Annotated in this window: 31 protein-coding genes and 5 pseudogenes; 23 read left to right on the forward strand and 13 right to left on the reverse strand. The window is 34.5% G+C overall.

All coding sequences use genetic code 11. The features are described from left to right. Positions 1 to 602: 602 nt before the first annotated feature. Positions 603 to 806 (forward strand): annotated as a pseudogene (locus tag BIV60_RS30330) (cytochrome c oxidase assembly protein); the annotation flags it as partial. A gap of 319 nt (positions 807 to 1,125) precedes the next feature. Here the strand turns inward: BIV60_RS30330 and BIV60_RS29580 are convergent. Further along, positions 1,126 to 1,287: a hypothetical protein gene (locus tag BIV60_RS29580; RefSeq protein WP_177177266.1), complete on the reverse strand. Its 162-nt coding sequence runs from the start codon at positions 1,285 to 1,287 to the stop codon at positions 1,126 to 1,128. Between the two features lie 115 nt (positions 1,288 to 1,402). On the opposite strand from BIV60_RS29580, the gene BIV60_RS10005 reads away from it, so the two are divergent. Further along, the gene (locus BIV60_RS10005) at positions 1,403 to 1,645 is read left to right on the forward strand and encodes a spore germination protein GerPB (protein WP_071355598.1); all 243 of its coding nucleotides are present in this window, start codon (positions 1,403 to 1,405) and stop codon (positions 1,643 to 1,645) included. A 471-nt stretch (positions 1,646 to 2,116) separates the two neighbouring features. Here the strand turns inward: BIV60_RS10005 and BIV60_RS10010 are convergent, their stop codons facing one another. Continuing rightward, entirely contained in the window at positions 2,117 to 2,395 is a 279-nt protein-coding gene (locus tag BIV60_RS10010) for a hypothetical protein (protein WP_071355599.1), read from the reverse strand. Positions 2,396 to 2,547: 152 nt separating this feature from the next. Between BIV60_RS10010 and BIV60_RS28285 the strand changes: the two are divergent. After that, positions 2,548 to 2,887, forward strand: a pseudogene (locus BIV60_RS28285) (PLP-dependent transferase); the annotation flags it as partial. Positions 2,888 to 2,923: 36 nt separating this feature from the next. On the opposite strand, the gene BIV60_RS10015 reads toward BIV60_RS28285, so the two are convergent. Both BIV60_RS10015 and BIV60_RS30905 read right to left on the reverse strand, forming a co-directional pair. Next, entirely contained in the window at positions 2,924 to 4,096 is a 1,173-nt protein-coding gene (locus BIV60_RS10015; protein WP_071355600.1) for a KamA family radical SAM protein, read from the reverse strand. A gap of 2 nt (positions 4,097 to 4,098) precedes the next feature. Then, positions 4,099 to 4,350 (reverse strand): annotated as a pseudogene (locus BIV60_RS30905) (YheC/YheD family protein); the annotation flags it as partial. A gap of 280 nt (positions 4,351 to 4,630) precedes the next feature. Here BIV60_RS30905 and tnpB point away from each other — a divergent pair. The 3 genes and pseudogenes from tnpB to BIV60_RS10025 all read left to right on the forward strand — a co-directional run bounded on the left by tnpB (position 4,631) and on the right by BIV60_RS10025 (position 6,024). Then, positions 4,631 to 4,804, forward strand: a complete 174-nt coding sequence (gene tnpB / locus BIV60_RS30910; protein ID WP_371261523.1) for an IS66 family insertion sequence element accessory protein TnpB — start codon at positions 4,631 to 4,633, stop codon at positions 4,802 to 4,804. Positions 4,805 to 5,232: 428 nt separating this feature from the next. Continuing rightward, a pseudogene (locus BIV60_RS30335) lies at positions 5,233 to 5,461 on the forward strand (IS1595 family transposase); the annotation flags it as partial. Between the two features lie 89 nt (positions 5,462 to 5,550). Beyond that, complete coding sequence (locus BIV60_RS10025; RefSeq protein ID WP_071355602.1) at positions 5,551 to 6,024, forward strand: GNAT family N-acetyltransferase; 474 nt, start codon at positions 5,551 to 5,553, stop codon at positions 6,022 to 6,024. Positions 6,025 to 6,137: 113 nt separating this feature from the next. Here BIV60_RS10025 and BIV60_RS28295 read toward each other — a convergent pair whose 3' ends face one another. Both BIV60_RS28295 and BIV60_RS28300 read right to left on the reverse strand, forming a co-directional pair. Continuing rightward, positions 6,138 to 6,227 (reverse strand): YjcZ family sporulation protein, encoded by a 90-nt coding sequence (locus tag BIV60_RS28295; protein WP_083402190.1) that lies wholly within the window; start codon positions 6,225 to 6,227, stop codon positions 6,138 to 6,140. A gap of 53 nt (positions 6,228 to 6,280) precedes the next feature. Then, positions 6,281 to 6,394 (reverse strand): YjcZ family sporulation protein, encoded by a 114-nt coding sequence (locus BIV60_RS28300; protein WP_083402191.1) that lies wholly within the window; start codon positions 6,392 to 6,394, stop codon positions 6,281 to 6,283. Between the two features lie 587 nt (positions 6,395 to 6,981). Here BIV60_RS28300 and BIV60_RS28305 point away from each other — a divergent pair. The 3 genes from BIV60_RS28305 to BIV60_RS10035 all read left to right on the forward strand — a co-directional run bounded on the left by BIV60_RS28305 (position 6,982) and on the right by BIV60_RS10035 (position 8,429). Continuing rightward, positions 6,982 to 7,092, forward strand: a complete 111-nt coding sequence (locus BIV60_RS28305) for a YjcZ family sporulation protein (protein ID WP_083402192.1) — start codon at positions 6,982 to 6,984, stop codon at positions 7,090 to 7,092. Between the two features lie 36 nt (positions 7,093 to 7,128). Next, positions 7,129 to 7,296, forward strand: a complete 168-nt coding sequence (locus BIV60_RS30915; RefSeq protein ID WP_071355603.1) for a YjcZ family sporulation protein — start codon at positions 7,129 to 7,131, stop codon at positions 7,294 to 7,296. A 554-nt stretch (positions 7,297 to 7,850) separates the two neighbouring features. Next, entirely contained in the window at positions 7,851 to 8,429 is a 579-nt protein-coding gene (locus tag BIV60_RS10035) for a YjgB family protein (RefSeq protein ID WP_071355604.1), read from the forward strand. A 200-nt stretch (positions 8,430 to 8,629) separates the two neighbouring features. Here BIV60_RS10035 and BIV60_RS28310 read toward each other — a convergent pair whose 3' ends face one another. Further along, positions 8,630 to 8,815, reverse strand: a complete 186-nt coding sequence (locus tag BIV60_RS28310; protein WP_083402193.1) for a helix-turn-helix domain-containing protein — start codon at positions 8,813 to 8,815, stop codon at positions 8,630 to 8,632. A gap of 9 nt (positions 8,816 to 8,824) precedes the next feature. Then, on the reverse strand, positions 8,825 to 10,075 hold the full coding sequence (locus BIV60_RS10040; RefSeq protein WP_071355605.1) for an AraC family transcriptional regulator: 1,251 nt from the start codon (positions 10,073 to 10,075) through the stop codon (positions 8,825 to 8,827). A gap of 157 nt (positions 10,076 to 10,232) precedes the next feature. Between BIV60_RS10040 and BIV60_RS10045 the strand changes: the two genes are divergently transcribed. Continuing rightward, positions 10,233 to 10,991, forward strand: coding sequence for an SDR family NAD(P)-dependent oxidoreductase (locus BIV60_RS10045; protein WP_071355606.1), 759 nt, complete (start codon positions 10,233 to 10,235; stop codon positions 10,989 to 10,991). Between the two features lie 528 nt (positions 10,992 to 11,519). Beyond that, positions 11,520 to 12,047: pseudogene (locus BIV60_RS30750) on the forward strand (ATP-binding cassette domain-containing protein); the annotation flags it as partial. Here the strand turns inward: BIV60_RS30750 and BIV60_RS30920 are convergent. Next, positions 12,008 to 12,106: a hypothetical protein gene (locus tag BIV60_RS30920; RefSeq protein ID WP_371261522.1), complete on the reverse strand. Its 99-nt coding sequence runs from the start codon at positions 12,104 to 12,106 to the stop codon at positions 12,008 to 12,010. The pseudogene BIV60_RS30750 and the gene BIV60_RS30920 overlap by 40 nt on opposite strands. A 60-nt stretch (positions 12,107 to 12,166) precedes the next feature. Between BIV60_RS30920 and BIV60_RS10055 the strand changes: the two genes are divergently transcribed. The 5 genes from BIV60_RS10055 (at position 12,167) to BIV60_RS10080 (ending at position 16,803) form a co-directional block, all read left to right on the forward strand. Next, a complete protein-coding gene (locus BIV60_RS10055) occupies positions 12,167 to 12,445 on the forward strand; it encodes a transposase (RefSeq protein WP_141770441.1) in 279 nt (92 codons plus the stop codon). Positions 12,446 to 12,909: 464 nt separating this feature from the next. After that, a complete protein-coding gene (locus BIV60_RS10065; RefSeq protein WP_071355610.1) occupies positions 12,910 to 13,998 on the forward strand; it encodes a low temperature requirement protein A in 1,089 nt (362 codons plus the stop codon). A 333-nt stretch (positions 13,999 to 14,331) separates the two neighbouring features. Beyond that, positions 14,332 to 14,682: a transposase gene (locus BIV60_RS10070; RefSeq protein WP_071355611.1), complete on the forward strand. Its 351-nt coding sequence runs from the start codon at positions 14,332 to 14,334 to the stop codon at positions 14,680 to 14,682. 274 nt (positions 14,683 to 14,956) lie between these two features. Beyond that, positions 14,957 to 15,544 carry an ArsR/SmtB family transcription factor gene (locus tag BIV60_RS10075; protein WP_071355612.1) on the forward strand — a complete coding sequence of 196 codons (588 nt, stop codon included), beginning with the start codon at positions 14,957 to 14,959 and terminating at the stop codon, positions 15,542 to 15,544. Between the two features lie 23 nt (positions 15,545 to 15,567). After that, complete coding sequence (locus BIV60_RS10080; protein WP_083402196.1) at positions 15,568 to 16,803, forward strand: MFS transporter; 1,236 nt, start codon at positions 15,568 to 15,570, stop codon at positions 16,801 to 16,803. Positions 16,804 to 17,053: 250 nt separating this feature from the next. On the opposite strand, the gene BIV60_RS29115 is transcribed toward BIV60_RS10080, so the two are convergent. After that, positions 17,054 to 17,182 (reverse strand): FbpB family small basic protein, encoded by a 129-nt coding sequence (locus BIV60_RS29115; protein WP_141770442.1) that lies wholly within the window; start codon positions 17,180 to 17,182, stop codon positions 17,054 to 17,056. A gap of 185 nt (positions 17,183 to 17,367) precedes the next feature. Next, positions 17,368 to 17,550 (reverse strand): YolD-like family protein, encoded by a 183-nt coding sequence (locus BIV60_RS10085; RefSeq protein WP_071355613.1) that lies wholly within the window; start codon positions 17,548 to 17,550, stop codon positions 17,368 to 17,370. Positions 17,551 to 17,888: 338 nt separating this feature from the next. On the opposite strand from BIV60_RS10085, the gene BIV60_RS10090 reads away from it, so the two are divergent. The 4 genes from BIV60_RS10090 (at position 17,889) to BIV60_RS10105 (ending at position 20,065) form a co-directional block, all read left to right on the forward strand. Further along, the gene (locus tag BIV60_RS10090; RefSeq protein WP_071355614.1) at positions 17,889 to 18,527 is read left to right on the forward strand and encodes a DUF3885 domain-containing protein; all 639 of its coding nucleotides are present in this window, start codon (positions 17,889 to 17,891) and stop codon (positions 18,525 to 18,527) included. 76 nt (positions 18,528 to 18,603) lie between these two features. Then, positions 18,604 to 18,846: a hypothetical protein gene (locus tag BIV60_RS10095; RefSeq protein WP_141770443.1), complete on the forward strand. Its 243-nt coding sequence runs from the start codon at positions 18,604 to 18,606 to the stop codon at positions 18,844 to 18,846. Between the two features lie 178 nt (positions 18,847 to 19,024). Then, on the forward strand, positions 19,025 to 19,357 hold the full coding sequence (locus tag BIV60_RS10100; RefSeq protein WP_071355616.1) for a hypothetical protein: 333 nt from the start codon (positions 19,025 to 19,027) through the stop codon (positions 19,355 to 19,357). Between the two features lie 138 nt (positions 19,358 to 19,495). Further along, positions 19,496 to 20,065: a hypothetical protein gene (locus tag BIV60_RS10105; protein WP_071355617.1), complete on the forward strand. Its 570-nt coding sequence runs from the start codon at positions 19,496 to 19,498 to the stop codon at positions 20,063 to 20,065. A gap of 196 nt (positions 20,066 to 20,261) precedes the next feature. Here BIV60_RS10105 and BIV60_RS10110 read toward each other — a convergent pair whose 3' ends face one another. Beyond that, the gene (locus BIV60_RS10110; protein WP_071355618.1) at positions 20,262 to 20,696 is read right to left on the reverse strand and encodes an Rrf2 family transcriptional regulator; all 435 of its coding nucleotides are present in this window, start codon (positions 20,694 to 20,696) and stop codon (positions 20,262 to 20,264) included. Between the two features lie 213 nt (positions 20,697 to 20,909). On the opposite strand from BIV60_RS10110, the gene BIV60_RS10115 reads away from it, so the two are divergent. Both BIV60_RS10115 and BIV60_RS10120 read left to right on the forward strand, forming a co-directional pair. After that, entirely contained in the window at positions 20,910 to 21,551 is a 642-nt protein-coding gene (locus tag BIV60_RS10115) for an NAD(P)-dependent oxidoreductase (RefSeq protein WP_071355619.1), read from the forward strand. Between the two features lie 31 nt (positions 21,552 to 21,582). Next, positions 21,583 to 22,212, forward strand: coding sequence for a DsbA family protein (locus BIV60_RS10120; RefSeq protein ID WP_071355620.1), 630 nt, complete (start codon positions 21,583 to 21,585; stop codon positions 22,210 to 22,212). A 379-nt stretch (positions 22,213 to 22,591) separates the two neighbouring features. Here BIV60_RS10120 and BIV60_RS10125 read toward each other — a convergent pair whose 3' ends face one another. Beyond that, positions 22,592 to 23,989 (reverse strand): aminotransferase-like domain-containing protein, encoded by a 1,398-nt coding sequence (locus tag BIV60_RS10125; protein ID WP_071355624.1) that lies wholly within the window; start codon positions 23,987 to 23,989, stop codon positions 22,592 to 22,594. Positions 23,990 to 24,102: 113 nt separating this feature from the next. On the opposite strand from BIV60_RS10125, the gene BIV60_RS10130 reads away from it, so the two are divergent. Then, positions 24,103 to 25,020 carry a DMT family transporter gene (locus BIV60_RS10130; protein ID WP_071355621.1) on the forward strand — a complete coding sequence of 306 codons (918 nt, stop codon included), beginning with the start codon at positions 24,103 to 24,105 and terminating at the stop codon, positions 25,018 to 25,020. Positions 25,021 to 25,419: the final 399 nt, after the last annotated feature.

The following is a 25,419-nucleotide window of genomic DNA, read 5'->3' on the forward strand; positions in this document are numbered from 1 at the left end:
AAAAATTGGTACTTTATTTTAGATGAATCTTTAACAATCGGGCGCAATTCTGCAGTAAGAATTATGCTGTTTCTTTATGTTAAGGGCCATTTAGTGGAATAAGGCTTTATTGAGCTATGAAGAGGCAGATTGAAGAAAGGATACTATTTTATTATTTTCCTGTTTTTTCTTCGAAGTACTTAATTGCGAGATTAGAAAAGCCAGTAAAGAAGATTTAAAGGACGTACCAAGGGTTTATGTTGATAGTTGGAAGGCTGCTTATCGTGGTCTAGTACCAGGCGAAACCTAGACGAATTATCATACGAAGAGACAGAATAAAGATGGTTTCATTTTTAATTAACGAAAATGAAATTTTGATTGCTAAATACTTCACAATAAAAGGTAGTACGTAAAGCAAAGTAGAAATAATATTAAAAGGTACAGAGCTTGTGTATAGCATATTAATCTTGGATAAACTGGGATGAGAACGCTGAGAAAATATAAATGTAGAAAAGATATGGTTGGAGGAATAAACATATGGCTATTGAAATCAATGATTCAGCTTATGCAATCCGTTCTGTCTACTCGGCCCGCAATCTATGGTCTGGCTTGCTGTTCGGACTGCTTTAGCATGTCACGGCATCTTATCAAAATACATTTATTTTCACCCACCTACTGGAGTAACTACAGCACAGGCCGAAATTGGAGGCATGCTAATGTACTATGGTGGGGACGCCATTGATATTATTCTCATATTCATTTTTTGCTTGCAATGGTTCAACGCAAACCGGCCACGAGCAAATATACATGAAACAGTAAACTCGTAACACACAAAAATTATCAGACTTTTTTATAAAAGGATGATTCTATTGAATATAGAGAAAGCGTGATTTGATCAATCTTTTTTTCAAAACACGCTTTTCCTATTTGCTCTTTTTCAAGGTTTATTAAGTTAATTTAATCAGACTTTATGCCAAAGCATTTAGATTTCCGGACACGGTAGGAGGGTAATTTTCTTTTCAAAAACAGACACTTTCTTTAGAGAATGGCTTTGTAGAGTATAATTACTACGTGTTACAGGGGCTAGATTGTAAGTAATTACTTAATGTTAATTGCTTTATCTACTGGAAAAAGAATCGTGTTCCGTTATTTTCCAATTAATCTCGTTAAAGCAATCCCAAGAAATCCAACCCCCATTCCTATCAACCATCCGATTTGAGAACTTCCTAACAGTGCTCCCAATCCTCCACCAAGAAACATGCAACCAACAAATACTAATCCTCCAACTCCCCATTTCTGCCTATCCATAATTCAACCACATCCTTTCGATAAAACATATGCTATTAGTTAACTAATCTTTCTTGAAAGGATTATCTGAACATCAAAATAGGAAATGAGCATATAATTATAGTGGTTGATTACTGTGAATTATAAAACTCAACTAAGAATTAAAATTAATTTTTTGAAAATCACCGAAATGGTCAATACTTCAGTTTTGCAAATAGGTAGTTCTGGTCCTATTAAGAAGTCCGCTGTTCTGCCTGAGGAATATCAAATACATCCTAAACTAGTATCAACTTCTACAGTTTTAGCACCTGCAGTTCCTTTACAAGCACCTGTACGAGACAAAGGTAGTAGGGGATTCCTTTTCCTGAAGAATCCATAAAGGAGGATGGTTTCCTTATTCTAACAATTGCGGTATGGAAAAGTCTTCAATCTTCGGTTGCCTTTATTCATGTGCACCACCATCTTTCCATTCATAAATTTCGGTTTTAGGAGTTCTCTATACAATTATTTCATTTAATAAGAAATTTATTAATGAGGCATTTTTATTATGAAAAATCACCCATAAAAAGTAAAAAAGACTACCCGCAGGACAGCCTTATATAAAAACAATATTCACAAGGAGGATAATCTAAATCAGTTTCTTGCAAAAGTGATTCAAGGAATTTAATAGTTTAATTGAATACAGCATTTCATATTCTTTCTGTGCGTGTGAGATGGTTTGCTCTGCTATAGATACTTCTCTTGTGGACAATTCTAGAGTGAGTCTATAATCCAAAATCTCCCTAATAAATTCCTGAAGGTTGCTCGAACGCCTGCTCCTGCTGAAGAAATCAACATCAAATATTTATCTTTAACTGTTCAAAACCATGAAACTGAAAAACACAATGATCCATAACATCGGAAGTAAATTAATTAAAACCGCAAATCGTTTCTTTTTGACTCTGAACACCCAGGATAATATTGAACCTGCGATTACTACAACAGGATATAAAGAAATAGCTAAAACAAATGAGACATTAGCTACATTCGTACCATTGTCAAAGCTCATAAACGACAATCCCCAAATAACAAACCAGGGAATTAAAGATAGTACATATAAGATTTGGCTAATGATTAGATACGGTTTCATAAGTTCCTCCACTCTAAAAGTCTAAGGTATACCCATACTATAATAAATGAAGGCAGTACAAATAAGAATCTATTTATCTGTAAAACTTACTGAATTTTTTCAAGAACAATTTGAAAATCATATGGTCGGTTTGTTTGAAATGGAATATAAATATAGGAAAGTTGAAAGAAATTAACTTTATGCGTCAAAACTTAATGGGAGATCTTGGTCAAGTGTTAAGTGCTTGGGATGCCTTTTTAATTCTACGTGGTTTAAAAACACAGCGTCTACGGATTGAACGTCATTGTAGTAGTGCAGAAAAAATTGCAAAATTTTTGAAGGAACATTCTTAAATAGAAAAAGTCTATTATCCAGGACTACCTTCCCACCCTCAATATGAATTGGCAAGAAAACAAATGAAAGGGATGGGGGGGAATCGTCTCATTTGAGCTAAAAGGTGGGATTGAAGCAGGGAGAGCTTTTATTAATGATTTAAACTTAGCGATGATTTCATAAAAACAAACGTTTTTCACTAGCTTATTTACTATTTTAGTTAGAAGGACGTTTTTTTTGAGGGATAGGAGATAACTGATTCACGGAGACAACACTATCCGTCTTTTTAGTTGGTTTTTCCCAAAATTGTTCGTTATTTGGTAAGTCATCAAACCAGGAAGCAGTTGGTGGACAGTCCAAGATCATCAACTTTCCATATTTCCCATCACGTGATTGGTGATATTTAAGGTATGCCTTTCCATTCTCAATCGCGAGAATTTCAATTTTTCCAGATGTATGACTCATTACTAATTTGACTCGTTTGCCGAGGCCAGAGGTTTTAGCCTTTGCTTCTTCCACGATATGATATACCTGTTCCAATGGTAGAACAAACGAAGAGTTTCCGGCCACAGGACGATTAACAAAAAAATAGTAAGGAGTCACTCCTGCCCAAGATAGTTTATCTAACAGATTACCGAGAACAGTTGGATCATCGTTTATTCCCTTTAGAACAGGAGTCTGATTTACAATGATAACTCCTGCTTCATGCAGAGCTTCAATCGCTTTAAGTGCGTCGGATGTAATTTCCCGCGGATGATTAATATGAGCCATTACATATATCTTTTTGTGCACAGAAGAGTGCTCTCTTAATAAATCTAATAGTTCCTTGTCTTCAAATATCCTCATGGGATTAAATACAGGCATTTTTGAACCAATCCTAATAATTTGTACATGGTCAATATTACGTAAACTTTCAATAATCCATCGCAACTTTGGAGTACCTAGCATCAAAGGGTCTCCACCTGTGAGAAGAACATTATTAATTTCTGGTGTTTTTTCAATATATTCAAGCCCATCTACCACGTCTAACATCGCTTCTTTTACATCTGAACGAAACAAGCGCTTGCGAAAACAATATCTGCAGTAGGCTCCACAGACTTCAGAGACCAAAAGTAAAGCGGTAGTAGAGTATTTATGCTGGCAACCTTGTACGACATAGTTCGTATCCTCATCAGATGCGTCCCATCGGCCGTATTCCAATAATTCCTCGGAAGATGGAATTACCAGCTTGCGAAGTGGGTCTTGTGGATCAGACCAGTCAATAAGGTTTAAATAGTAATCATTTAAGCGGAAAACAAACTTCTCAGAAACGGTTTGGAGTATTCTTTTTTCTTCTTCACTCAAGTGTTGTATTGCATTAATATTCGTAATGTAATTAGGTTTTACCATTATTAACCATCCTTTCTGTCGGGGCCTTTGTCGGGGTCTCCGTCACGTTCTATCGACTCTAACGACTTTTTTTCTGAAATTTCCTCTTTTCTTTTATTATAAAGGTATTTGGAGAATAACACGGTGTCGAGGATCGCTTTATGAAACGTCTCCTGTTCATAGGCTTTCATAAGAGAAACTTTGGCTGATTTGGAATTTTGTTCAATAAACCATATCTCTCCATCTTGATCAACCCCAAAATCAATACCAATTTCTCCGAATTGCCCATTTTAAAGCTAGAGCTCAAATACAAACAAAGTGGTGTGCAGATTATGAACTAAATATCCATCAATTCAGGTTTTGGTGGAGGAAATTTAACTTGTCTAAAATGAATCGATCCAGAAATTCATTCAATTCAAATTGGCAGTCAATTGATATTGATAATTTGGAAACTAGGAATACTTTACCCATAATAGTCGGAGATATCGCCATTGAAGTAAAGCCTGGGTATGATCAGACCCTTTTTCTTGATGTCATAAAGAAGCTGAAATCTTTATACTAAATGAAGCAACCGTAGATCGTGTCTACCTAGCAAGAGGTAGTACAGATTTACGGCAATCCATTGATGGACTAGCTGCCCTGTTAAAAGAAGAATTTGATTTAGATTCTTTTTCCCCAATCAAAACTTTGGGATGTAGCATGGAACTGAGGATAAAAGAGTATCGATAAAAGATTTGTTAACCTTCTTAAATTTGGTCGAGAATTAAGCCCCTATCAACAGGAACGTCTCTTTTTGACACTCAAAAATATCGTTAAATCTAAGAATGCAGCCAAATGTAATAGTACAAAGGAATGGTTGAAAAATATCATTCTAAACATGCAGGAATGAAAAATGCGATAGACTTGTATCGTTGTCAAAATTATACTGTTAAGGAGATAACAGAAATAACCAATGTTCCAGATCAGCTTTATATCGTGCTTTAAATGAAGAAGAACAAAATTAATTTGGTGGTCTTTGAACCAAATGGAGACTTAGAAGGAATATAAAATAGGTAGTAGACGATCATGCAATTAATAGTTTGATAACATGGTTTGAAATTAAAAATGAAAAATTAAAAACAGAATGGAAAAGTGGACAGTATGAAAACATTTCTAACTACCGTTTTAAATCGGATGGAAAACAGCGTGTTAAAGGCATTTACAACATTCAAAGTGTAAATAATTATCATAGCCGTTTGAAACGCTGAATTGACCGCTTTAATGGTGTAGCGACTAAGTATCTACATCATTACCTTGCTTGGGTCCGTTACTTAGATAGCAAGGAATATGAGAACACAATATCAAATACGAAAAATATGCTTGTTGTTTCTTGCCTGTTTACAGTAAATGAGACAAACACCAATCTTCGCAAAGCAATATTTACCTCTAAACAAAAAAATTTGAAACATAATTAGGAAAATTGCAAGGAGAATAAAATGGAAATTAGAAAGTTTCATATCTCTGATATTAGTCAGATTGTCATCTTGTTCTATGAAACAGTTCATTCTTTAAATAAAAAAGATTATACTCAAGAACAACTCGATTCGTGGGCATCTAAAGATGATGAAGCGTTTAGATTGGAGTCTTGGAAAGATTCTATGAGTAACAATATTACATATGTTGCCCTAATCAACGACAGAATCGTTGGATTTTCTGATATGACTCTAAAAGGATATTTGGATAGATTGTATGTTCACAAAGATTTTCAAGGTCAAGGGGTTGCTTCATCTTTAATAACTGTTCTTGAAATTGAGGCAAGAAAATTGGGTCTTACTAAGCTGGATATTGATGCAAGTATCACTGCAAAATCATTTTTTGAGCATCACGGATACCAATTAGTTCAGACACAGTGTGTGATACGAAAGGGTATTAAGTTATTTAACTTCAAGATGATTAAAGTGTTTCATTAACGCCTTTTATAAAGGCGTAATTCTTTGGTCGAAAATCAACAATGAAATAAAACAAAGCCAAAGTGAAAAAAGGCCCGATAAAGGGCCTTTTTCCTAATCTATCCATCTTATTTCTAATAGTACATCATAAATGATGCACCAACAATGATAAGAAGGATGAACAATACTACGATTAACGCAAAACTATTTCCTACTCCGTCCATTTATAACACCTCCAGCCATAATGATTCTTACCGCTAGAACGTGTATTGGTTTATTAATAAACAAAAGCAGTACCAACAATAATTAAAAGGATAAATAATACTACGATTAAAACAAATGTACTGCCTCCGTAACCGTACCCACCGTAGCTACAGCCTCCAAAGCACATACTTATCACCACCTGTTAGATTGTACGAAATAAATAATTCCCTATGTATCATATTTCATAAGACAAGATTCGCTTGGACAAATATCATATTGATAAGGAAAAATATACGATTTGCCTATAAATGCAAAGAAACGTCTGCTTTATAGGCAAACGTTCTTTATATCCAAGAAGGTAATGTATAATATGATTGGTTTTACGCTGGTGTACTAATAATATATGTACAAGATAATGAAATGGAATGGACAAGTGCTGATTTATAACGAATTAATTCTTGGTCGGTTCTAAAAAATTCCTCCAAATAAGACTTAGCCGATTGGGAACTCAAGTTAAACTGATGCATAGTCTAGAGTGTATCCGAACAGCCAAAGTCTTGCTTAGCACATAGACTTGTTAAAGGTAGTCTCAATCACAGGAAGCCCCTAGTAGGGCTTTTTGTATTTATTAATCCTTTCGACTTAATAAAAGGCTACACTAAGCATGGCAAAGGGAGACAACCTTAGGAAAATGGCTTTAATTGCAGATAGTGCCCACCCCTTTTTTTGTTTTTTACATATTTTATAAGTAACAGCTGAAAGGAGGTTATGTATATGTCTGATGGTGTAGGTTTCGCAGGTGGTGGCTTTGCCTTACTCGTTGTTTTGTTTATCCTTCTTATTATTGTAGGAACTGCCTTTGTGGGTGGCTGTGGTTTTGTTTAAAAAATAACCTATTCCTTATTGAAAGGAGGATGTATTATGGATGGTTACGGAGGTTTCGGTGGTTGTGGTGGCTTTGGTGGCTTCGGTGGTTGTGGTTGCCCCGGATTTGGCTACGGAGGTGGCTTTTGCGGAGGCAACCCATTCGTTTTAATCGTAGTATTATTTATCCTGTTAATTATCGTTGGAGCAGCCTGTTTTTACTAATTTAAATTCTCGAAAAAAGTCTTATAAAAAGGCTTTTTTCTTTTTGCTTAATTTGTTAAATACTCATATGGAATAAAAGGGGAATTAACCTAGCCCTGCCATAAAGCCATATTAGGCATATGATGTATAAACCGAAGCCGCCTGTTGCACCTCAGGTGTGTTCTGCCTCCTTATTGAAGAAGAAAAGTTCGGGATTTTCTTCTTCTTACATAAAATAAAAAATATATTAGTTTCATAACTTATAAGATTTGACACAAACTTTATGATGCAGTATGGTTTTCGGTACCCCAAAAAGCAAAAGCGCACTTATAGGAACCAAATATAGAAATGTTGATTGTGTATTCTTTAACATCAGTAATAAAGTGATCACTCGTGATTAGACCTATAAAGTGTAATTATTTTATATAAAGTGAATTATTTATATAATTTACATATAAATGTAAATGTAGGATTTTTTTCTGTTGAATTTAAGGAACATTGGCAGCTTTACAATTCTGTAATAAGCTAGTGGAGGATTTTTATTGAAAAAATAGCAAGAAAAAGGAGAGAAAAAAATGGGATTAAAACAGAGATTATCCAAAATTATAGTTGTTACAGCAATTGCAGGATTTGTGGGGCTCGGTCTCACTCCTGTTGTTTCTTTCACTGAGAACGCGAATGCAACTACAATTAAAACAGAAAATAGTCAAACCGCAGTAAAGAATATAAATGAGATTTACAATGCTGCAATTAAAGGTACAATGCCTCGCTTACCAATAAGCCTGAAAATCGGAAAAAATAACCGTACAGATGTTCGGAATCAGTTTGGTCTTCCTCCTAAAGGTACCACTGGAGAATTTGATTATTATCATGCTGAAATGGGTCATCCAGGGTATGCCTTTGGATATGACAAAAAGGGTGTGATTTCGGAAATTCGTTATTTCGGAACAAATGTTGAGCGCCAAACCAATTTAGGTTCAATTACAGAAAATAATTTGAAAAAGGAACTGGGTAAACCTAATTTTATTAACAAATTTAAAAGTGGTGATATTAAGCAAACGAAGTATACGTATCATGCAGGAGCATATGACCTTGAATTTATTTTTAATAATGTTAAAACCTTAGATCATGTAAATGTGATTCCAAAATCATAGAGAAAAAGTGTAATTGAATGAAGCAGTATACATTGATTAGGAAGTAAATCTATTCACAATTAATCTCTAATTTTTTGATAAAAGCCCTTCAAAATTTGTTTTGGAGGGCACTTATCATTACAAGGCTAATAATGACATTTATTTTGCTTCCTTAAAACACGATCTCCGGAGTCGGGAAACAACAAAGTATTTCCGCCTTTTTAGGAATAAATCTTATATTTTTTCAGCTTATAATTGAGGTTTTGTCTTGATATTCCTAGTTGTTCTCCAGCTTTTGTAATGTTGCTATTGTTGTTTTTCATTGCCTGTTCAATCATGATGCGCTCAAGTTTTTCAATCTGCTCCGGCAGGTTGCATGAAATATGCTGTGAGGACTTAAGTTCCATTATATTTAATTATGTTGATGTATTTTTAGAAGAATGACCATTTTTAAACTGTCTAGGGGTTAACCCTGTGTATTTTTTAAAGATTTTTATAAAATAACTTTGATCGTTAAAATTTAGCCATGTGCCGATATCTGAAATCGGATAATTTGTTAAAACTAATAGCTTTTTTGCTTCGTCAACTCGTTGCTGTTGAATATATTCACTTATTGAGATTCCAACTTCTTTTTTAAATAGTGATGATAAGTAATTTGGACTTAAATGACACATTTGTGCAAGGTCATCAAGAGTAATTTCGCCATAAAGATTATTATAAATATAATGTTGACAAGCGGTTACTGTTGCAGTGTATTTTTCATTCTTTAATTGGTGGACACGATTGGTAAAATCGACGATAGCTTCTTCCATTAATCTTAATATTTCTTTTAAGCTTCCTAACTCCTCGAGTTGTTGAATATAAAAGTCACTTAAGGTAAATGCTGTTTCATCGTTTAATCCGCCTTCAATCGCAGCCCTGCAAACAAGGGCAACTCCAGTTATCATTAAATTTTTTTCACTCCTTAGGCGGCTCCGTTTCGATAACAATCCTAATTCTGCCTCCCCGATAATGGAGTAATCAATGACATCCTTAATTTTATCTGTTCGTCCGTTTTTCACATAATCAAGTAAAACCCGTTCATAGGAAAGATTTGAATGAAAAATGAAATTCCTTCTCCCTTTAGAAAGCTCAAGGTCTGGATTTTCTGTTTCAATTATAACCGGTGTTATCGCTTTATTATGTTGGATGAAAGAACTTTTATCTAACTTTTTATGATAAATCAAGTAATAAACCAACAAACTAATTGTCAGCAGTTGTTGATTGTCAATAATGGGGATGGATTGATAATATTCAATGAGATTTCTCTTATTCTCGTTTCTTTTAAAATTATCTATCATTTTGGTTATATTCTCTTCAGATATTTCTGAGCTAATGGAAGGTCCAACAATAATGGATCCTAAAAAAAGGGATGTTTTTTTTAGATTAACAAAGAAAAAGTTCAAATTTGAATTCGAAAAGAAGATAGGAAAATCATTGGGATCATTTTCATATGTATAGATGCTGATTTGTTCTTTCAAAGGTGCATAATATGGATTTTTCCGTAGGTCACTTCGCGAAAATTCGTATTCGAATTCACCAAATTGATTGACATAATAGACGGGTATTTGATGAACTTCGTAAATAAGCTGACAAATATATTGTAAATCTTTTTTGGATATTTCCATCTATTTCATATACTCCATTCAATTTTTGCTGAAATCGATTCCATTTTTTATTATTCATTAAAAAAATACTATTATCCGTAGAATATTACAATTAATACAAAAATAGAAGCTATAGAATAGGTGGGGAAGGGGCGACATAAATAAGGAGGAATTGAACATGGAATTAACAAATAAAATTGCGGTGATTACTGGGGCAGGAAGCGGAATTGGAAGAGCAAGCAGTCTGAAACTTGCTGCTGAGGGTGCGAAAGTTGTCTTAGTTGATTTCAATAAAGAAACTGGGGAAGAAACATTACAACTTATTCAAGCACAAGGCGGAGAAGGAATCTTCGTTTCGGCAGATGTATCGAAAAGTGAAGATGTACAAAACTATGTAAATAAAGCAGTAGAAACATATGGACGTATTGATATATTTTTCAATAATGCGGGTGTTATTCAAAAGTTTGCTCCTTTCACAACAGTAGAAGAATCCGAATTTGACCGTATTATGGCCATCAATGTAAAAGGAGTCTTCCTTGGAATGAAATATGTATTAAAAGTGATGGACAAGCAAGGGAGCGGTTCCATTATTAATACCGCGTCTACTGCAGGAATTCGCCCTGAACATAGTGTAGCTGTATATTCTGCAAGCAAACATGCAGTTATTGGTTTAACCAAAGGCGCTGCGTTAGAATATGCAAAAAAAGGAATTCGTATTAATGCACTTTGCCCAGGCGGTGTCCAAACTGCATTAACAGCTAGTGTTGCTGATCAATTTGAAAAAGGCGGTTACGTTCCAGAAGAGATACCCAATATGAGAATGGGGCGTTATGCAGATCCGAAAGAACTCGCTGAAATGGTTGCTTTCTTAGCATCGGATAAAGCAAGCTATATGACAGGTTCAATTGCACTTGTCGATGGTGGTTTAACTTTATAGGCTATAAAACATAAAGTAGGGTTTTTTAATGAGTAATACCCAGCAAAGAATATTTATAAATGATTTTAGCTCCGCACAAATGTATAAGATGAAGCATTTTGTCAGGAGCTTAATCTGGAAGCATAGTACTTCCAAAATTCATCGGCTCATAGTTTGCTAAAAAAGTATAGTCCTCCTATTCTTATTTGAGTTTGACTAATCGCCGGCGGAAAATTGATTAAAGGGCCATAGACATTGCTTTGTCTATGGCCCTTTGTTTTAGATAGTGCATTTTTGCAATATGCCATCCAAGGCAAAGAGTTAGCGTTTAATGACGCAGTCTCTTTGCTTTTTTATTTTTAGGAAAGGCTATTTTCGCATAGATTGTTGTTTTTCGTATAAGTTCATCAACCCGTATAACTAGAGGTTTCGTGGCATCTTTTCGTAAGGACATTTGCGAAAATTGCCTAGAAACTTAGTAAATAACCCTTATAAAGGTCCAAAAGCAACAAAGTTTACGAAAAGAGCCTTAGGAAAAGAGGAATAAATATGAGTATACTGGAAGTTAGAAATTTAACACATAGTTTTATAGACAAACATCTATATGATCAAGCAAGTTTTGATTTATACAAAGGTGAACATATGGGAATTGTAGGTCAAAATGGTGCAGGAAAAAGTACACTAATTAAAATATTGAAGGGTGAAATCATTCCCGATGGCGGAATGATTAAATGGCAATCTGAAATAGTGATTTGACATATTGATCAATATGCAGAAATCACTGGAACCAAAACAATAATGGATTATTTGAAAACGGTTTTTGCAAATTTATATGAACTAGAAAAGCAAATAAATGATTTATATTAAGAAATGGCGATTACAGGAATTTATGATCAATTAGAGCAAGCCTCAAAATATCAGGAGAAAATGGGAATGAGTAGTTTTTATTCAATTGAAAGTCAAATAGAAAAAGTTGCAAGTGGATTAGGAATAAATACAATGGTCTTCAACCTCCCTATTCAGGAGTTAAGCGGTGGTCAGAGAGCCAAAGTAATTCTGGCATTTTTATTACTAAAAGTGATAGTAACTAAATCATATGGGAAATCGTGAGCACCTTCAAATGTTGTTAGCTGCACGGTGACATTAAAGTAGCGGTGGGTTTTGTGTTCTACCTTCTGTTTGATTTGGAGAAAGACTTGTTTGCAAATACAGATATTAACGCAGTTAAGGATTCCTACTGGAAAAAAGCATTAAAGTTTTATTCAGAACTTAATGATGAAGGTAAAGAGATACTTTTCAAAGTAATTGAACAACTACAGGTTGATACGGTATCCAATGTTTTAGGTATATTTGATGGAATAGTGTCCATTTCAGATGAAGAAATAGAGATAAATATGACCGTTGAAGGGATTGATGAACCACTGAACGGTGAGTTACAAGATTTGTTCTTGGAATACGATGAAGAAAATAGGTAGTTCTTCAACTATAGGGTGCAAGAGTTGTAGAAAAAGCTGTCATTGTGGCAGCTTTTTCGGCAGGCTAGTTGAAAAAGAGTTACGAAAGGGTAGCGTTAATCGTAGAAGGATTAACGCTATTTTCGTTGTAGTTACTAAACTAACGAAAAACCTGCAGGTAAACTGGGATGAAAATCTAAGAAAAAAAGATAAATCGGGAGATTATGCTTTCTTTATTGAGGGAGTTGAAGAAGGAGTGTGGCGAATCTTTGGAGAATATTGTTGATTAGTACTGGATGAAGGATTAATTGATTGCAAAGGATCAATACACCTAACTTTATAGCTTACCTAGATTAGGGGATTAATGGATATTATTAGTCTATGGGGTGCCTTAAAAAAGGTAGTAATGCTGATATATTAGATTAACAGTAATTTTTAATTATCTGAAGTAGGGTTCATTTTTATATTGAGGAGTAGAAACATTCATGGAAAAGAAAAACTTAACGTGGTTAGAGGCATTTTTTGATTTAATTTTTGTGGCTGCTATAGCAAAAGCTACTCACCTGTTAATGCATGAAAAACATGGGGTTATTCCGGTTGAATATCTGTTAAAGTTTGGTTTAATTTTCGTCCCTATTTGGTGGGCATGGGTAGGTCAGTCTTTATTTATCAATCGTTTTGGTAAGGATTGTGTAACCCAACGTTTGTTTATGATCATTCAAATGATATTTATAATATTGATGACGGCCAGCCTGTCTGTTAACTTTGATCCATATTATATTCCTTTCCTCATAGGCTACATAGGAATCCGCCTTTTAACATCTATGCAATATCTATGGATTAGTAGGTCGGAGAGTGGACCTCGCAGACGAGCAGCGGTTTATTTAGGGTATGGCTTTATTATTGGTATTACTATCTCCTTATTTTCCGTTTTCTTTGTCTCATGGCCTCGATATCTTGTCCTATATCTAGGAATTTTTATTGATATTGTTGTCCCAATTTTAGGTCGTAAATATTTAGTCAAAGCGCCAACGGATACCTCTCATCTATTAGAAAGGTTTGGTCTTTTTACTATTATTTTGTTTGGAGAATCAATCGTTAGCTTAATTGCTGTCCTACATCCAGAAAAAGGAGATTGGGAAGCGGTTATTTTTACCATTATATCATTTGTCATTGTTATTGCCATGTGGTGGCAATATTTTGATAATATCGAGAAAAAGGTTGACAAAAAAATAAAGTCCACCGGGCAAGCAATTATTTATGGACATTTATTTATTTATATGTCTTTAAGTATCATTGCATCTGCGATTCAGTTAGCATATTTACAGGACATTCATTATCAGTTTTTGTTAATCTTGACCTTTGCGGCCACTCTTATCTACTTTTTATCAACCACATTGGTGTTCCATAAATATCGAATTTTTAAACATCGTTTGAGTATTTACCATTTAGGTTTATTTTTATTGATTTTAGCAGCGTTTCTTTTCATAGATCTTGCCTTAATCGTTCCAAACATACTAATATTTGTTCAACTGGCCGTATTCTTTCTTATATATGCGAAAGTGACAACGTAACTACCAGATTACAATAATACCTTTTCTTATTGTACCATGTGTGCTTACCGTAAGGGAGCTACAGTCAGTGGTGCCGTGGTCGGTGGAATCAGACTAACGGATGGGCTCTAACGCACCATAGTTTAGCGACCTTCCTCTCCCAGCCGTAGAATCAGTATTGACGGTTCTAACACATTTTCATTCTCTGTGGTGAAGCGCTGATTTTTGCGCTTCATGGATGGCTAACGGGTGCATTACTGAATAACGGTAATGCATTTTCTTATTGAAGTAACTGGGCAGGTTTGTTGAAGAAGACGGTAAAAATAGTATAAAGAACATCTAAGGGGCTAAAAGATGAAAAAAGAAGAGTTTATTAAAAGGTTGTATCAATCCGTGATTAAAGAAAATGGAACAATCTATCAAGACTTGTTTGCAAATACAGATATTAACGCAGGTAAGGATTCCTACTGGAAAAAAGCATTAAAGTTTTATTCAGAACTTAATGATGAAGGTAAAGAGATACTTTTCAAAGTAATTGAACAACTACAGGTTGATACGGTATCCAATGTTTTAGGTATATTTGATGGAATAGTGTCCATTTCAGATGAAGAAATAGAGATAAATATGACCGTTGAAGGGATTGATGAACCACTGAACGGTGAGTTACAAGATTTGTTCTTGGAATACGACGAAGAAAACAGGTAGTTCTTCAACTATAGGGTGCTTATGTTGAAGAATATGGGGTTGCTGCGGCATCCCTTTTTCTTGTTCAACTAAATGGCAGGTTAGTGAAAGAGGGTATCGTTTTTTTTATGTTATAAGCTGGCAGTCTTACTTAAAATAGAATTGTTTCGACGGTTAAATTTAAAGGTGTTATATAAAGTTTTAGAAAACAAATATTGTTATATATTTACAATGTAAAGAAAAACATATATAATACAGTTAAATAAATTTAACCGGTTAAAAAGGAGTTTTTATAATGGAACAAAAATCTATTTTAATAATTGAAACATACGAACAATTAAAAGCAATAAGTGACCCTCTTAGAACTAAGATGCTTATTTACCTGGTAGAACAACCTCACACGGGGCATATGCTTGCAAATGAGTTGAACCTTTCTCGAGCAAAGATTCTTTATCACCTAAGAGAATTAGAAAAGCATGGCATAATTATGCTAGTAAAAAAGGAAGAAAGGGGAGGCAATATTCTCAAATATTATCAAGCAGTGGCAAGAGGTTTTATTCCTGCAGATCATTTACTAAATTTTGTTGAAACAAAAGAGGCAACTAGACAATCATTTTTAGAGGTAATAAACAGAGCTAAGACCAGAGTGTTGACAGCCCCTGCGGAATCATTTGAATTGAATTCATCAAATGTAGAAGAATGGTTGAATATGTCTGTTCAAAGAGAATACTCCTTGAGCAAAGAGCAGTTTTTAGAATTCACTTTTCAATATAGAAAGTTATTAGATTCTCTATTAGAGAATAATTCTGATGATCCAGATAAACAGCTTTATTACATTATGACAACTGCCTTCCAGATAGATGAACCGTTATTCAAAAGTTAAATTGTTTATGGAGGGAAATATAATTGGAGAAACAGCAAGTGTTAGATGCAACCAACCATAAGATTAGATTTGCAGAATTATTAAAAAATCGATCATTTATACTCCTATGGTTATCTAGTAATGTATCTTTTTTGTCATTATCGACTTATCTGTTTGCAGAACAATGGTACATTATTACTGAATTAAATAAAGAGGCTTTGCTTGGAATTGTTATGATGGCAACTATGATACCAAGAGTCCTCTTTATGGTTATAGGCGGAGTTTGGGCTGATAGGTTCAAAAAGTCACAGATTATGTATATTTCAAGTTTTATTCGATTTTTAATTATTTTTATTATGGTGCTATTCCTTCAAGTGAATTTGTTAGAAATATGGCCATTAGTAGGCTTTGCTCTAGTTTTTGGTATTCTTGATGCCTTTTTTTCTCCAGCCAACACCTCGCTACTTCCAATACTGGTTCCAAAAGAAGCTCTCATTATAGCAAATTCAATGATACAGAGTTCTAATCAAATTGCAATGGTTTCAGGTCCTATGATTGGGGGTGTAATTCTTACACTAGGTTCTTTTTATCACATATTTCTTTTCGTAGCATTTTTACTGTTTTTAACTTTTCTGTTCAGCCTTTTGATAAAAGAAAAAGATAACCCTAAAAATAAGGGAAACTCTACTATTAATGAATTAAAGGAAGGAATAAATTACGTTTGGAGTATAGAACTTCTTAAAAGAACGTTGATGATTCTTGTTATAATTAATTTTTTCTTTTTTGGTCCATTATTGATGGGAATACCACTGATCGTAAATAAGTTAATACAAGGAAACGCACTAGATTTAAGTTTTCTTCAAAGCTCATATCAAGTTGGAATGTTAATTGGAGCCTTACTAATTGGGATATTAACTATTAAGAAAAAGGTAGTTTTAAAAATTCATTTAATGATTTGTACTTTAGGTATTTTACTTAGTCTACTTGGTCAAATAGGAGAAATATGGCAAGGGGTTCTTTTATTAATCTTAATGGGGTCTTTTTCTTCAATTATTAATGTATTGTTAGTAACTACTATACAAGAAAAAAGTCAGAAAGAAAAAATTGGTAGGGTAATGAGCCTTGTAAGTGCATTCTCGAATGGATTAGTTCCTTTATCTTATGGTTTTGTTTCTCTATCTCTGTTTTTTAAATATGATATTTCTCACATTATGCTTATTTGTGGTATAGGAATCACCATCATATCGGCAATATTTATTTGGAAATTCGAAAGTAATTAAAGACCATTTATTATATGAAGGTGGGAGAATAAATAAAAGGGTTTCTATTTCAACCAAAATGTTCTAGAGTTTGTGAATCAAGGCACTTAAACTATCGGGTGCAAGAGTTAAACAAGGTGTGCTGCGGCATCTCGCCATTGTCTTCTTTAACTAAAGGAACAGGTAAATATTAAAAAGGGATAGAGAAATAGGATAAAAGGGTATTGACTTAAAAAGACTGCAATCATTTTGCAGTCCTTTTAAGTCTTTGTTATTTACCATTAGCAATAATCTTAGTGTCAACCTTATTCTCTATTTTGCTCAGTGTATTTTGATTTGATAATATCTCACGTTTATTTTCTTCAATCATTTTATGCAGTGTTCTGCTAATCTTTTTCATTATATTCCTCTCTCTTTTTAAAAAAATGTTATTATAACAGATGCGTCTTAATTTTGGGAAAAAGCACAAGGTATTTTTGATTTTCTAGAAATGGTAATTTTAAGCCAATATGTGAATTAATATACTTAACTTATAGATGCAATGGTTCTCACAGTTTGAGGACGGGTGAAGAAACAAAAATAAGTTTAATAAATATGCCTAATACAAGATAAACGGATTTTGAACAACTTTTGTTTTTCATCCTTTAGAGAAAGGATTTGTTCTATTAAATTAAGTTTTTCAACACTCCCTTTAATTGTTTGTAAGGCACCATTAGTATAATAATCAATAGTGATCAGTTTTTTCTCAGATAATTTTATTAAAAACATATATGTTTCCGCCTTTAAGAGTATGTTTTAACACCATCCCATTATATAAACCAATTTTTAAGTTTTGATTAATCAGATGTTACATATTTGTGAACATTTAAAGAATCAATTTAATTTATCATTCAAAAAAAGGCTATCCGGTGATTCTTCAAGAGGAGGGTCGCCATTTTTATTAATCCAACAGAATGATTGTAAAGTTTTGTACTTAACGGAGTGCTTTAGTAAAAAAACAATTGGATTGCTGTTTCGGCAGTCCTTTTTCATTATCGTTATTCAAGTAAAGGGGAGGTTAGTTATGTTGCAGTCGGTTTAATGAAGGAAATAAAGGAGGTACGGAAATGAAATTAAATCACTTTTTGAATAAGAATTTCCCCAATTTAGAGCTTAGACCACCTCTGTTTTATAGTTGGGATATTGGTATACGTTTTGAACTAGGGGTGGAGTGGAAAAGAGAATATGATTATCCCGACAACCCTTATATACTGGGGTGTTATAAAAGGGCTATTACTTTATTCGAAGCCTTACATTCTCCAACAGAGGAACTTTTTGTCGTGATGGATGTAAATGATTTTGATAAAGGGAAAAATATTAGACATCAGTTAAAGAACTTTTCTCGCTATGTTGAAAAATCATTATTGTTTAGGCTGAAACATCAAGCAATGCCTTATATATGCCCAGAGGACGATGAAGTAGGTACATATAAAATTCATAGATTTTCTCTAAACTGCAAAACATCTGATTTTAAATACATTCCATTGTTAAAAGCACTTTGCAATCAAGACTTAGGGTTAAGACCAAGTATTTTCCATAGAGTTTACATTATAAATATCAATAAGAAAACTATCTTTCACGTTTACGATGACAGAGGTTGTGATTTATTAGCGACATCACCCGGAACAATTAGAGATATTTATGAAAAATACAATGATTGGATTTTAGATTACGATAGGAATGAAATTGACAAGGTGTTTAAATAAAGGAATATAGTTCTTCTTATTATGCTAACTGGGGTCTTTAGCTTCATAACAAATGGCAACGAAGGGAAAAATTTTTATGGTAATGTTCGGTGGGTTCATTCTGTTTTTAATAGGTATTATTTCTTTTATATCGTTATTGGTTTACGGTTATAAACAATTTAAGACAGATGAGTCTAAAACATCAAAAAAAGTGATCTTTTTAGTTTTAGGAATATTTGATACCTTTTTCGGTACAGGTGGTGAATTAGCAGGTCTTGCTTTAATATTATCACTTGCAGCTATCCTTATTGGTCTTGTGATTATGAGGGTATTTCATTAATACATTAATGTGAAAGTTTGTGAAATATTATACTTAAAGTAACGGGTGCTTATGTTGAAGAATAGGGGGCTGCTTCGGCAGCCCTTTTTTGTTCCACTAAAGGGTAGTTTAGTTCAATAACGGATTGGATATATGTGGTATATTAAACAGAAATACTAAGGGGGATGATTGTCAAAAAATGCTAAAAAAGTCATCTTTTTTGGGGCTAGTTGCTGCAACAATTTCCATTGGTTTATGGTTATTATTAAACTTCTTTAATCCTTATTCGAATGAAACAAATAATGGTACGACATTAATATCTTTATGTATGATAGTTTTACCTGCTATTACAGCAATAATCTCTTATTTTACATCAAGAAAATTATTAATGCTAATTGCCTTCATTTGGTCTTTGCCTTTAAGTCTATATATGCTAATGACTCCAGGAATTTTTCTTTTGTTTGGAATCACAAGCTTTTGTTATTTATTTAGTTATATCCTTATGAGGAAAAAACAGGGGTTACTTGAATAAGGGATAATTAATAGTATTAAAAGTTACGAAAAGGCTTTTTAAACCTTATTCAAGTAACTGGCAGGTTAGTAAAAGATGAATTGGTTTCCAGCAATGGTGGGCAACCTAAGAACAAATTGTCTTAGGTTGCGATAAGAAATGAAAGCAAAAGTCTTAGTTCTAATTTTATCTACTTACTTTTCAATATTTAATCTTTCGGTTAATGGAGAAGAAACAAAAATGGAAGCTCCAATAAACGTTATCAAAAATTATTTCAACTATTTAAATAAAAACCATTGGGAAGTTGCAGTTTCTTGGTGGGATAAGGATAGTAGAAAGGATTTATTGGACTATATTGCTGATAAGGAAAACCAAATGTACAAACGAGGACTAATAAACATTAAAGAAGCCCACCTTGTTATGTGGAAGGAACTGCCCTACGAATATGGTAAACAGTTTTTGCCCTATCGTTATATGGAGAAATTTAAAAGCCCAAAAGTGTATTATGTGGGTGTAAATTATAAAGTGTATTCACAGAACAAATATTTTATAGACGGTGTGAGTTACTTCGTGATTGCTATGGTTTTAGAGGATGGAAAGTGGAAAATAGCATTAACTCCCCATGTTCCAGTAAGTTCCATTATTTCTGACGGCTACGGGTTTGGTACTAAGGATGAAAAAATCTACGATGAAAGAAGGATGCAGTTTTATAATAAGGAAATCGAATAGGGTAAAATTAAATCCACAGGTCTGGTTTAATAGCCTATTGAAAATAGACATTAGTGAATGTGAAAAGATGTACGTTAAGTAACGGGTGCTTTACTTAAAGATCTACCTGCTTACTACGGAGCTTTTTTATTGAATTAACGTGGCAGGTTAGCAGTTGAATAACAAAGAGAAAAGACATTCCTTTGGAATGTCTTTTTTAACAGATATTTTCTTTAGTAGCAATATCCTTCACAACATCTTCTAAAGTAACATTTCTTAAAACCTTCTCCATTGCCAATTGTGCTGCTGTAAATAATTGTTCTATTGTATTCTGGATGTTCCTACCGACGGGACAATCAGGATTTGGATTTTCATGTATGCTAAACAATTCTTTCTCCTGTACAACATTCACTGCCTTATAAACGTCGAACAAGGTAATATCAGATAATTCCTTTGCGAGTTTAGCCCCTGCAATACCTGGATGTACCTCTATCAAACCGGCTTTTTTTAGCATTCCCATTAGTTTTCTTATTACGGCTGGGTTCGTGTTAACACTTGAAGCTAAAAATTCAGAAGATGTTACTCCTTCTTTATTTAATTCAATTAGAGTCAATATATGAATTCCGACAGCGAATCGGCTGCTGATGGACATGTTCAGTCACCACCCCTATTAACTATTCCGTTATTTAAAATTATTTCTTCATCATGTAATTAATTTGATTACAAGATTATTATAGCAAATTACGAACAAAAAAATAAATTAAATTTTACATGTTGACAAATTTGTTACATGTAACTAAAATAACTACATGTAACAAACTGGATTACAAATTGAAGGAAACTTAAATAACAGGAGGACTATAAAATGAAAATCGGAATTATTGGTGCAAGTGGTAAAGCAGGAAGTCTTATTTTGAAAGAGGCAGTTAGTCGAGGACATGAAGTGACAGCTATTGTAAGAGATGCGTCAAAGGTCAAAAGTCAAAATGTAGCAGTATTAGAAAAGAACATTTTTGACTTAAAAACAGAAGATATTAAGAATTTTGATATTATTGTAAATGCTTTTAATGCTCCATTTGGAGAAGAACATCTTCATGTTGAAGCAGGAAGAGTTTTAATTGAAACACATAAAGGTGCACCAAAAACAAGATTAATTGTTGTAGGAGGAGCAGGAAGTTTATTTGTAGATGAAACAAATACAATACAAGTATTTGATACTCCTGAATTTCCTGAAGCCTATCTTGCAACTGCAAAAAATATGGGAAATAACCTTGAAGAACTACAAAATACAAGCGAAGTCCAATGGACATATATCAGTCCAGCGGGATTTTTCGATGCTGAAGGTAAACGTACTGGAACGTATCAAAAAGGTGGAGAACAATTAATCTTCAATTCAAAAGGTCAAAGTTATATCAGTTATGCGGATTACGCAATTGCAGTTTTAGATGAAATAGAAAATCCACAGCACATAAACGAACGTTTTACTGTCGTTGGCGAATCAGAGTAAGTAGTGACGGTGTAAAAGGAGGAGCTTTACTATGAATAACAAGGAACTTGCTCTTATCTATATTTGGGATGCATACTGTGGCTGGTGCTACGGGTTCTCGAAGAGCCTTCGAGCCTTTCATGAGAATCACCCTGAATTGCCCCTGACTGTTTTGTCTGGCGGTCTATTTGTAGGTCATAATAAGCTACCAATAGCCTCTTTCTCATATATTCCAGAAGGAAATAAAAGAATTAGCCAGTTAACTGGTGCGGAGTTTGGTACACCTTATCAAACGTTGTTGGAAGAAGGTACTTTTGTTATGGACTCCGAGGCGGCGGCTAAAGGCTTTTCTGCATTGCGTTTCTTCGCACCAGAACGTGCGTATAATTTAGCCTCGTCCATGCAGCGTGCGTTCTATTACGAAGGAAAGAGTCTCAGCGACCCAGCTACTTACCGAGAAATTGCTATTGCTAATAATCTTGATCCAGAGACAGTTCTGGCACGATTCGAAGACATAGTTTCCACCGAAGATGCCCACTCAGACTTCGCAAAGGTTCAACAGCTTGGTTTCCAAAGCTATCCTACTTTGCTTTTGCAGAAAGGTGACGAATTTATCGGGCTTGGTGGAGGTGTTATGACCCTCGAGAAGATAGAGGCTCGTCTAGAAAGTGTCATTTCATAACTATCTTTTAAACAGCATAATTAAACTTAACTTAACCCGACCTTCTTCCGTTAAAAAGGTCGGGTTTTCAATATAAGAATTATGCATGCCAATTAAAATCAAAGAAATATTTGTATAATAATACCATCATTAATTCCAAAACAGTTATAAGGGAAGGTCAAGTATTGTACTTAAACTATCGGGTGCTTTAAATGTAGTAATAAATAAGAACCCAATTTATCTAATTTAATACAGAAAAGTTGGGCTTTTTAGGCTAATAGGAAAGTATAAGTGCAACTACGCCTCATGAACCGCCCTTAGGGGCTCGCCTTATGGCTGAGTTTTCTTTATATTGAAATTTCCTTAACGTTGTAAATCCGCATTTTCATGACGCTACCCCTTATTGAGTAGAGCGTACTAAATTAATAAACTTCATAAGTCCTTCCGAGATTTGTTCTTCATTGGCATAGGAATAGCTTAACCGAAGCCATGAGGATGGCTCCTTTAAGGGGTCACATATTTGTCCGGGAACAAAGGATATTGATTGCTCCAGACTCTTGACCAATAAGTCTTCTGTTGACAGGCGGCCTGGGAGCTGTACCCATAAATTTAAGCCACCATTTGGACTGGTCCATTGCCAATCTGTTTCGGACAGTTCTTCCTCCATGATTTCCTTTCGTATTTGCAGCGCAATTCGCAGTTTCTCAACATGTTGCTGCAGTCTTGGTGATGAAAAGTAATGCAGGAAAATCTTCTGATTTAAAAGCGGTGATCCATTATCGGCCAATGATTTTACTGCTAGCAGTGATTTCACCACGGAAGACTGACAGTTCATCATGACGGCTATCCGCAATCCTGGTGATATATATTTACAAAAGCTTTTGATATAAATCACCATGCCGGATGTATCATAGGTATACATGGGCGGCGGGGGCTCCTGATCAAAAAAGATGTCGTAATAAGCATCGTCTTCTATCAACAGACAGCGGTACTGCTCGGCTAACTGGACTAATTGCTTTCTTTGAGCCAATGGGACCGTGTATCCGGTTGGATTATGGAAGGTTGGATTCAGATAAAACAGACGAGGTTTGTGTTTTTTCATGATGATTTCAATCTGCTCTAAATCATATCCGTACGGATAGATATCGACGGTTATAATATTGGCTCCTTGTGCTCGAAAAATATCAATGGCAGAACTATAGCTCGGCCGCTCCAAAAGAATAGTGTCTCTTAATTTTACAAATGCCTGGGCTATCAGATGAATGGCTTGCTGGGAACCGGACGTAATTAATAGCTGATCTGGATGTGTAATCGTTTTATAATGCTGATTAAAATAGTCAGAAAGTGATTGACGCAGTTCATAATCGCCTTGAACGGTGGAGTAGGTGGAGAGAACCTTTGGGTAAAGATCAAAAACTTTTTTTACATAGTCCGATATGAAGCGATTTGGCAAAAGGTTAGGGTCAATTAATGCCTGTGAAAATTGATAGGAAACAGGGACCTGATGGATTTCCGATAAATGATTTTTTTGCACATACGCAGAAACGATCGGATTTTCCAGGCTTTCAAATTTATTAATTTCACAGGATTGGACATAATAGCCGGATTTGTCTTTGACATAGACTCTATTTTCCTGTTTAAGTTGCTGGTACGCCTTTAATACGGTTAAACGATGAACATTCATCTCAGCGGCTAAATTTCTAATTGAAGGGAGCTTTTCATCTTCTTTCCATTCATTGAGTTCGATTCGGTGTAATACATAATCGTAAACTTGTTTAAATAAGTAATCTCCATTCATTTCTTTCCCTCCCAATCCCTTTGATTTTAGCATGTTTCTCCTTAATCTGGTCTAATGATTTTCATCTGTTCTATTATCTTTCACCTATAATGGAGCAAAAAGGAGGAATTGACATGGTATTGTTTGGTTATTTGTTTATGTGTCTGATTTTTAGTACGACATTTCTTGCGATAAAAATAGGGATTGATGCAGGTGTGCCGCCTTTTTTCTCAGCAGGCATTCGCTTTTTTTTAGCAGGTTTGATTGTATTTGTCATTATGAGTTTAAAAAGAAAGACTACACTAAGGATGTTTTTTCGTATGGAGATGCTATTGTCGGGGATTGGGCTGACTTTTGGTACTTTTGCCACATTATATTGGGCAGAGCAGTTTGTCCCGTCAGGAACGGCAGCCGTCTTATCAGCTACCGGGCCGATGATTATACTGTTGATTCAAACTTTTATTTTAAAAACGAAAGCAAATTCGAGTTCCTTTATTGGATGTTTTATAGGAATAGCGGGGGTCTTTCTCCTCATTTTACCGAGCTTTACTTTTCTTGTTAATTCCTTGGTGCTGGGTGGCTGTCTCTTAATTATGGCAGGTGAGGTGTTTTATGCATCAGGAACGATTTATTCGAAAAGGGTGATCAATCGGTTTGATAAAATTTCCCCGATTGCTTTAAATGCCGTTCAAATGATGCATGGCGGGATCCTGTTAATGATTTTGTCTCTTGTGACGGAGGATTTCCAAGTGTCTGCTTTAGTAAGTCCGGCAGCAATCGGATCGTCCCTTTATTTGATAGTAGTTGGATCAATGGGCGGACATAGTCTCTATTACTGGCTTGTCTCCAAGACAAACACGGTTTTCCCTTCAACCTGGCTTTTTGTTTCACCAATTCTTGCTATGGTGCTGGGAGTCGTTTTTTATCATGAAACTCTTTCATGGTTGTCTGGTATAGGTGCATTGACGATTATCCTTGGAACCATAATCATTTCGCTGCCAAATTTGAGGTCTTATCCGCACTCCTCAGTTAAAGTTTTAAGTGGCAGATAAAGAAGCACGGTGTTGGACACTTCCCCGATGGAGGTAGCTTTAATAAGGATTAAGATGATATACTCTTAAACCAAACTTCATATTCGACTTGGAATTAAAGATTAATCTTCAAAAATCGGGCGCTTTAATGGAGGAACGACAAAAGCCCAATTTCTCTATTGTCATACTGAGGAATTGGGCTTTTTTATATTGGAATATCCTTACGTATGTTTTCAGCGTTTCGTTGGTGGCACTCCTTTGAGGACTTTTATTAAAAGTGACAATTTACATAAGCTTTATGTCTAAACGGGTGCAATAGTTGAAGATTGGGTTGTTGTGATAGTTGGCCCATCTATTTCCATTAATCCCAATTAGGTTTTAATATGGTATCCTCCAATCAGATTATGGAAGCATTAAATA

The sequence above is a fragment of the Bacillus sp. MUM 116 genome (assembly GCF_001866655.1).
Classification (GTDB): Bacteria; Bacillota; Bacilli; order Bacillales; family Cytobacillaceae; genus Neobacillus.

Coding starts and splice junctions, on each gene's coding strand:
- BIV60_RS29580 (WP_177177266.1), bottom strand. CDS start 1,287: ATGGATAGGCAGAAATGGGGAGTTGGAGGATTAGTATTTGTTGGTTGC.
- BIV60_RS10010 (WP_071355599.1), bottom strand. CDS start 2,395: ATGAAACCGTATCTAATCATTAGCCAAATCTTATATGTACTATCTTTA.
- BIV60_RS10015 (WP_071355600.1), bottom strand. CDS start 4,096: ATGGTAAAACCTAATTACATTACGAATATTAATGCAATACAACACTTG.
- BIV60_RS10025 (WP_071355602.1), top strand. CDS start 5,551: ATGGAAATTAGAAAGTTTCATATCTCTGATATTAGTCAGATTGTCATC.
- BIV60_RS28295 (WP_083402190.1), bottom strand. CDS start 6,227: ATGGACGGAGTAGGAAATAGTTTTGCGTTAATCGTAGTATTGTTCATC.
- BIV60_RS28300 (WP_083402191.1), bottom strand. CDS start 6,394: ATGTGCTTTGGAGGCTGTAGCTACGGTGGGTACGGTTACGGAGGCAGT.
- BIV60_RS28305 (WP_083402192.1), top strand. CDS start 6,982: ATGTCTGATGGTGTAGGTTTCGCAGGTGGTGGCTTTGCCTTACTCGTT.
- BIV60_RS30915 (WP_071355603.1), top strand. CDS start 7,129: ATGGATGGTTACGGAGGTTTCGGTGGTTGTGGTGGCTTTGGTGGCTTC.
- BIV60_RS10035 (WP_071355604.1), top strand. CDS start 7,851: ATGGGATTAAAACAGAGATTATCCAAAATTATAGTTGTTACAGCAATT.
- BIV60_RS28310 (WP_083402193.1), bottom strand. CDS start 8,815: ATGGAACTTAAGTCCTCACAGCATATTTCATGCAACCTGCCGGAGCAG.
- BIV60_RS10040 (WP_071355605.1), bottom strand. CDS start 10,075: ATGGAAATATCCAAAAAAGATTTACAATATATTTGTCAGCTTATTTAC.
- BIV60_RS10045 (WP_071355606.1), top strand. CDS start 10,233: ATGGAATTAACAAATAAAATTGCGGTGATTACTGGGGCAGGAAGCGGA.
- BIV60_RS10065 (WP_071355610.1), top strand. CDS start 12,910: ATGGAAAAGAAAAACTTAACGTGGTTAGAGGCATTTTTTGATTTAATT.
- BIV60_RS10070 (WP_071355611.1), top strand. CDS start 14,332: ATGAAAAAAGAAGAGTTTATTAAAAGGTTGTATCAATCCGTGATTAAA.
- BIV60_RS10075 (WP_071355612.1), top strand. CDS start 14,957: ATGGAACAAAAATCTATTTTAATAATTGAAACATACGAACAATTAAAA.
- BIV60_RS29115 (WP_141770442.1), bottom strand. CDS start 17,182: ATGAAAAAGATTAGCAGAACACTGCATAAAATGATTGAAGAAAATAAA.
- BIV60_RS10085 (WP_071355613.1), bottom strand. CDS start 17,550: ATGTTTTTAATAAAATTATCTGAGAAAAAACTGATCACTATTGATTAT.
- BIV60_RS10090 (WP_071355614.1), top strand. CDS start 17,889: ATGAAATTAAATCACTTTTTGAATAAGAATTTCCCCAATTTAGAGCTT.
- BIV60_RS10095 (WP_141770443.1), top strand. CDS start 18,604: ATGGTAATGTTCGGTGGGTTCATTCTGTTTTTAATAGGTATTATTTCT.
- BIV60_RS10100 (WP_071355616.1), top strand. CDS start 19,025: ATGCTAAAAAAGTCATCTTTTTTGGGGCTAGTTGCTGCAACAATTTCC.
- BIV60_RS10105 (WP_071355617.1), top strand. CDS start 19,496: ATGAAAGCAAAAGTCTTAGTTCTAATTTTATCTACTTACTTTTCAATA.
- BIV60_RS10110 (WP_071355618.1), bottom strand. CDS start 20,696: ATGTCCATCAGCAGCCGATTCGCTGTCGGAATTCATATATTGACTCTA.
- BIV60_RS10115 (WP_071355619.1), top strand. CDS start 20,910: ATGAAAATCGGAATTATTGGTGCAAGTGGTAAAGCAGGAAGTCTTATT.
- BIV60_RS10120 (WP_071355620.1), top strand. CDS start 21,583: ATGAATAACAAGGAACTTGCTCTTATCTATATTTGGGATGCATACTGT.
- BIV60_RS10125 (WP_071355624.1), bottom strand. CDS start 23,989: ATGAATGGAGATTACTTATTTAAACAAGTTTACGATTATGTATTACAC.
- BIV60_RS10130 (WP_071355621.1), top strand. CDS start 24,103: ATGGTATTGTTTGGTTATTTGTTTATGTGTCTGATTTTTAGTACGACA.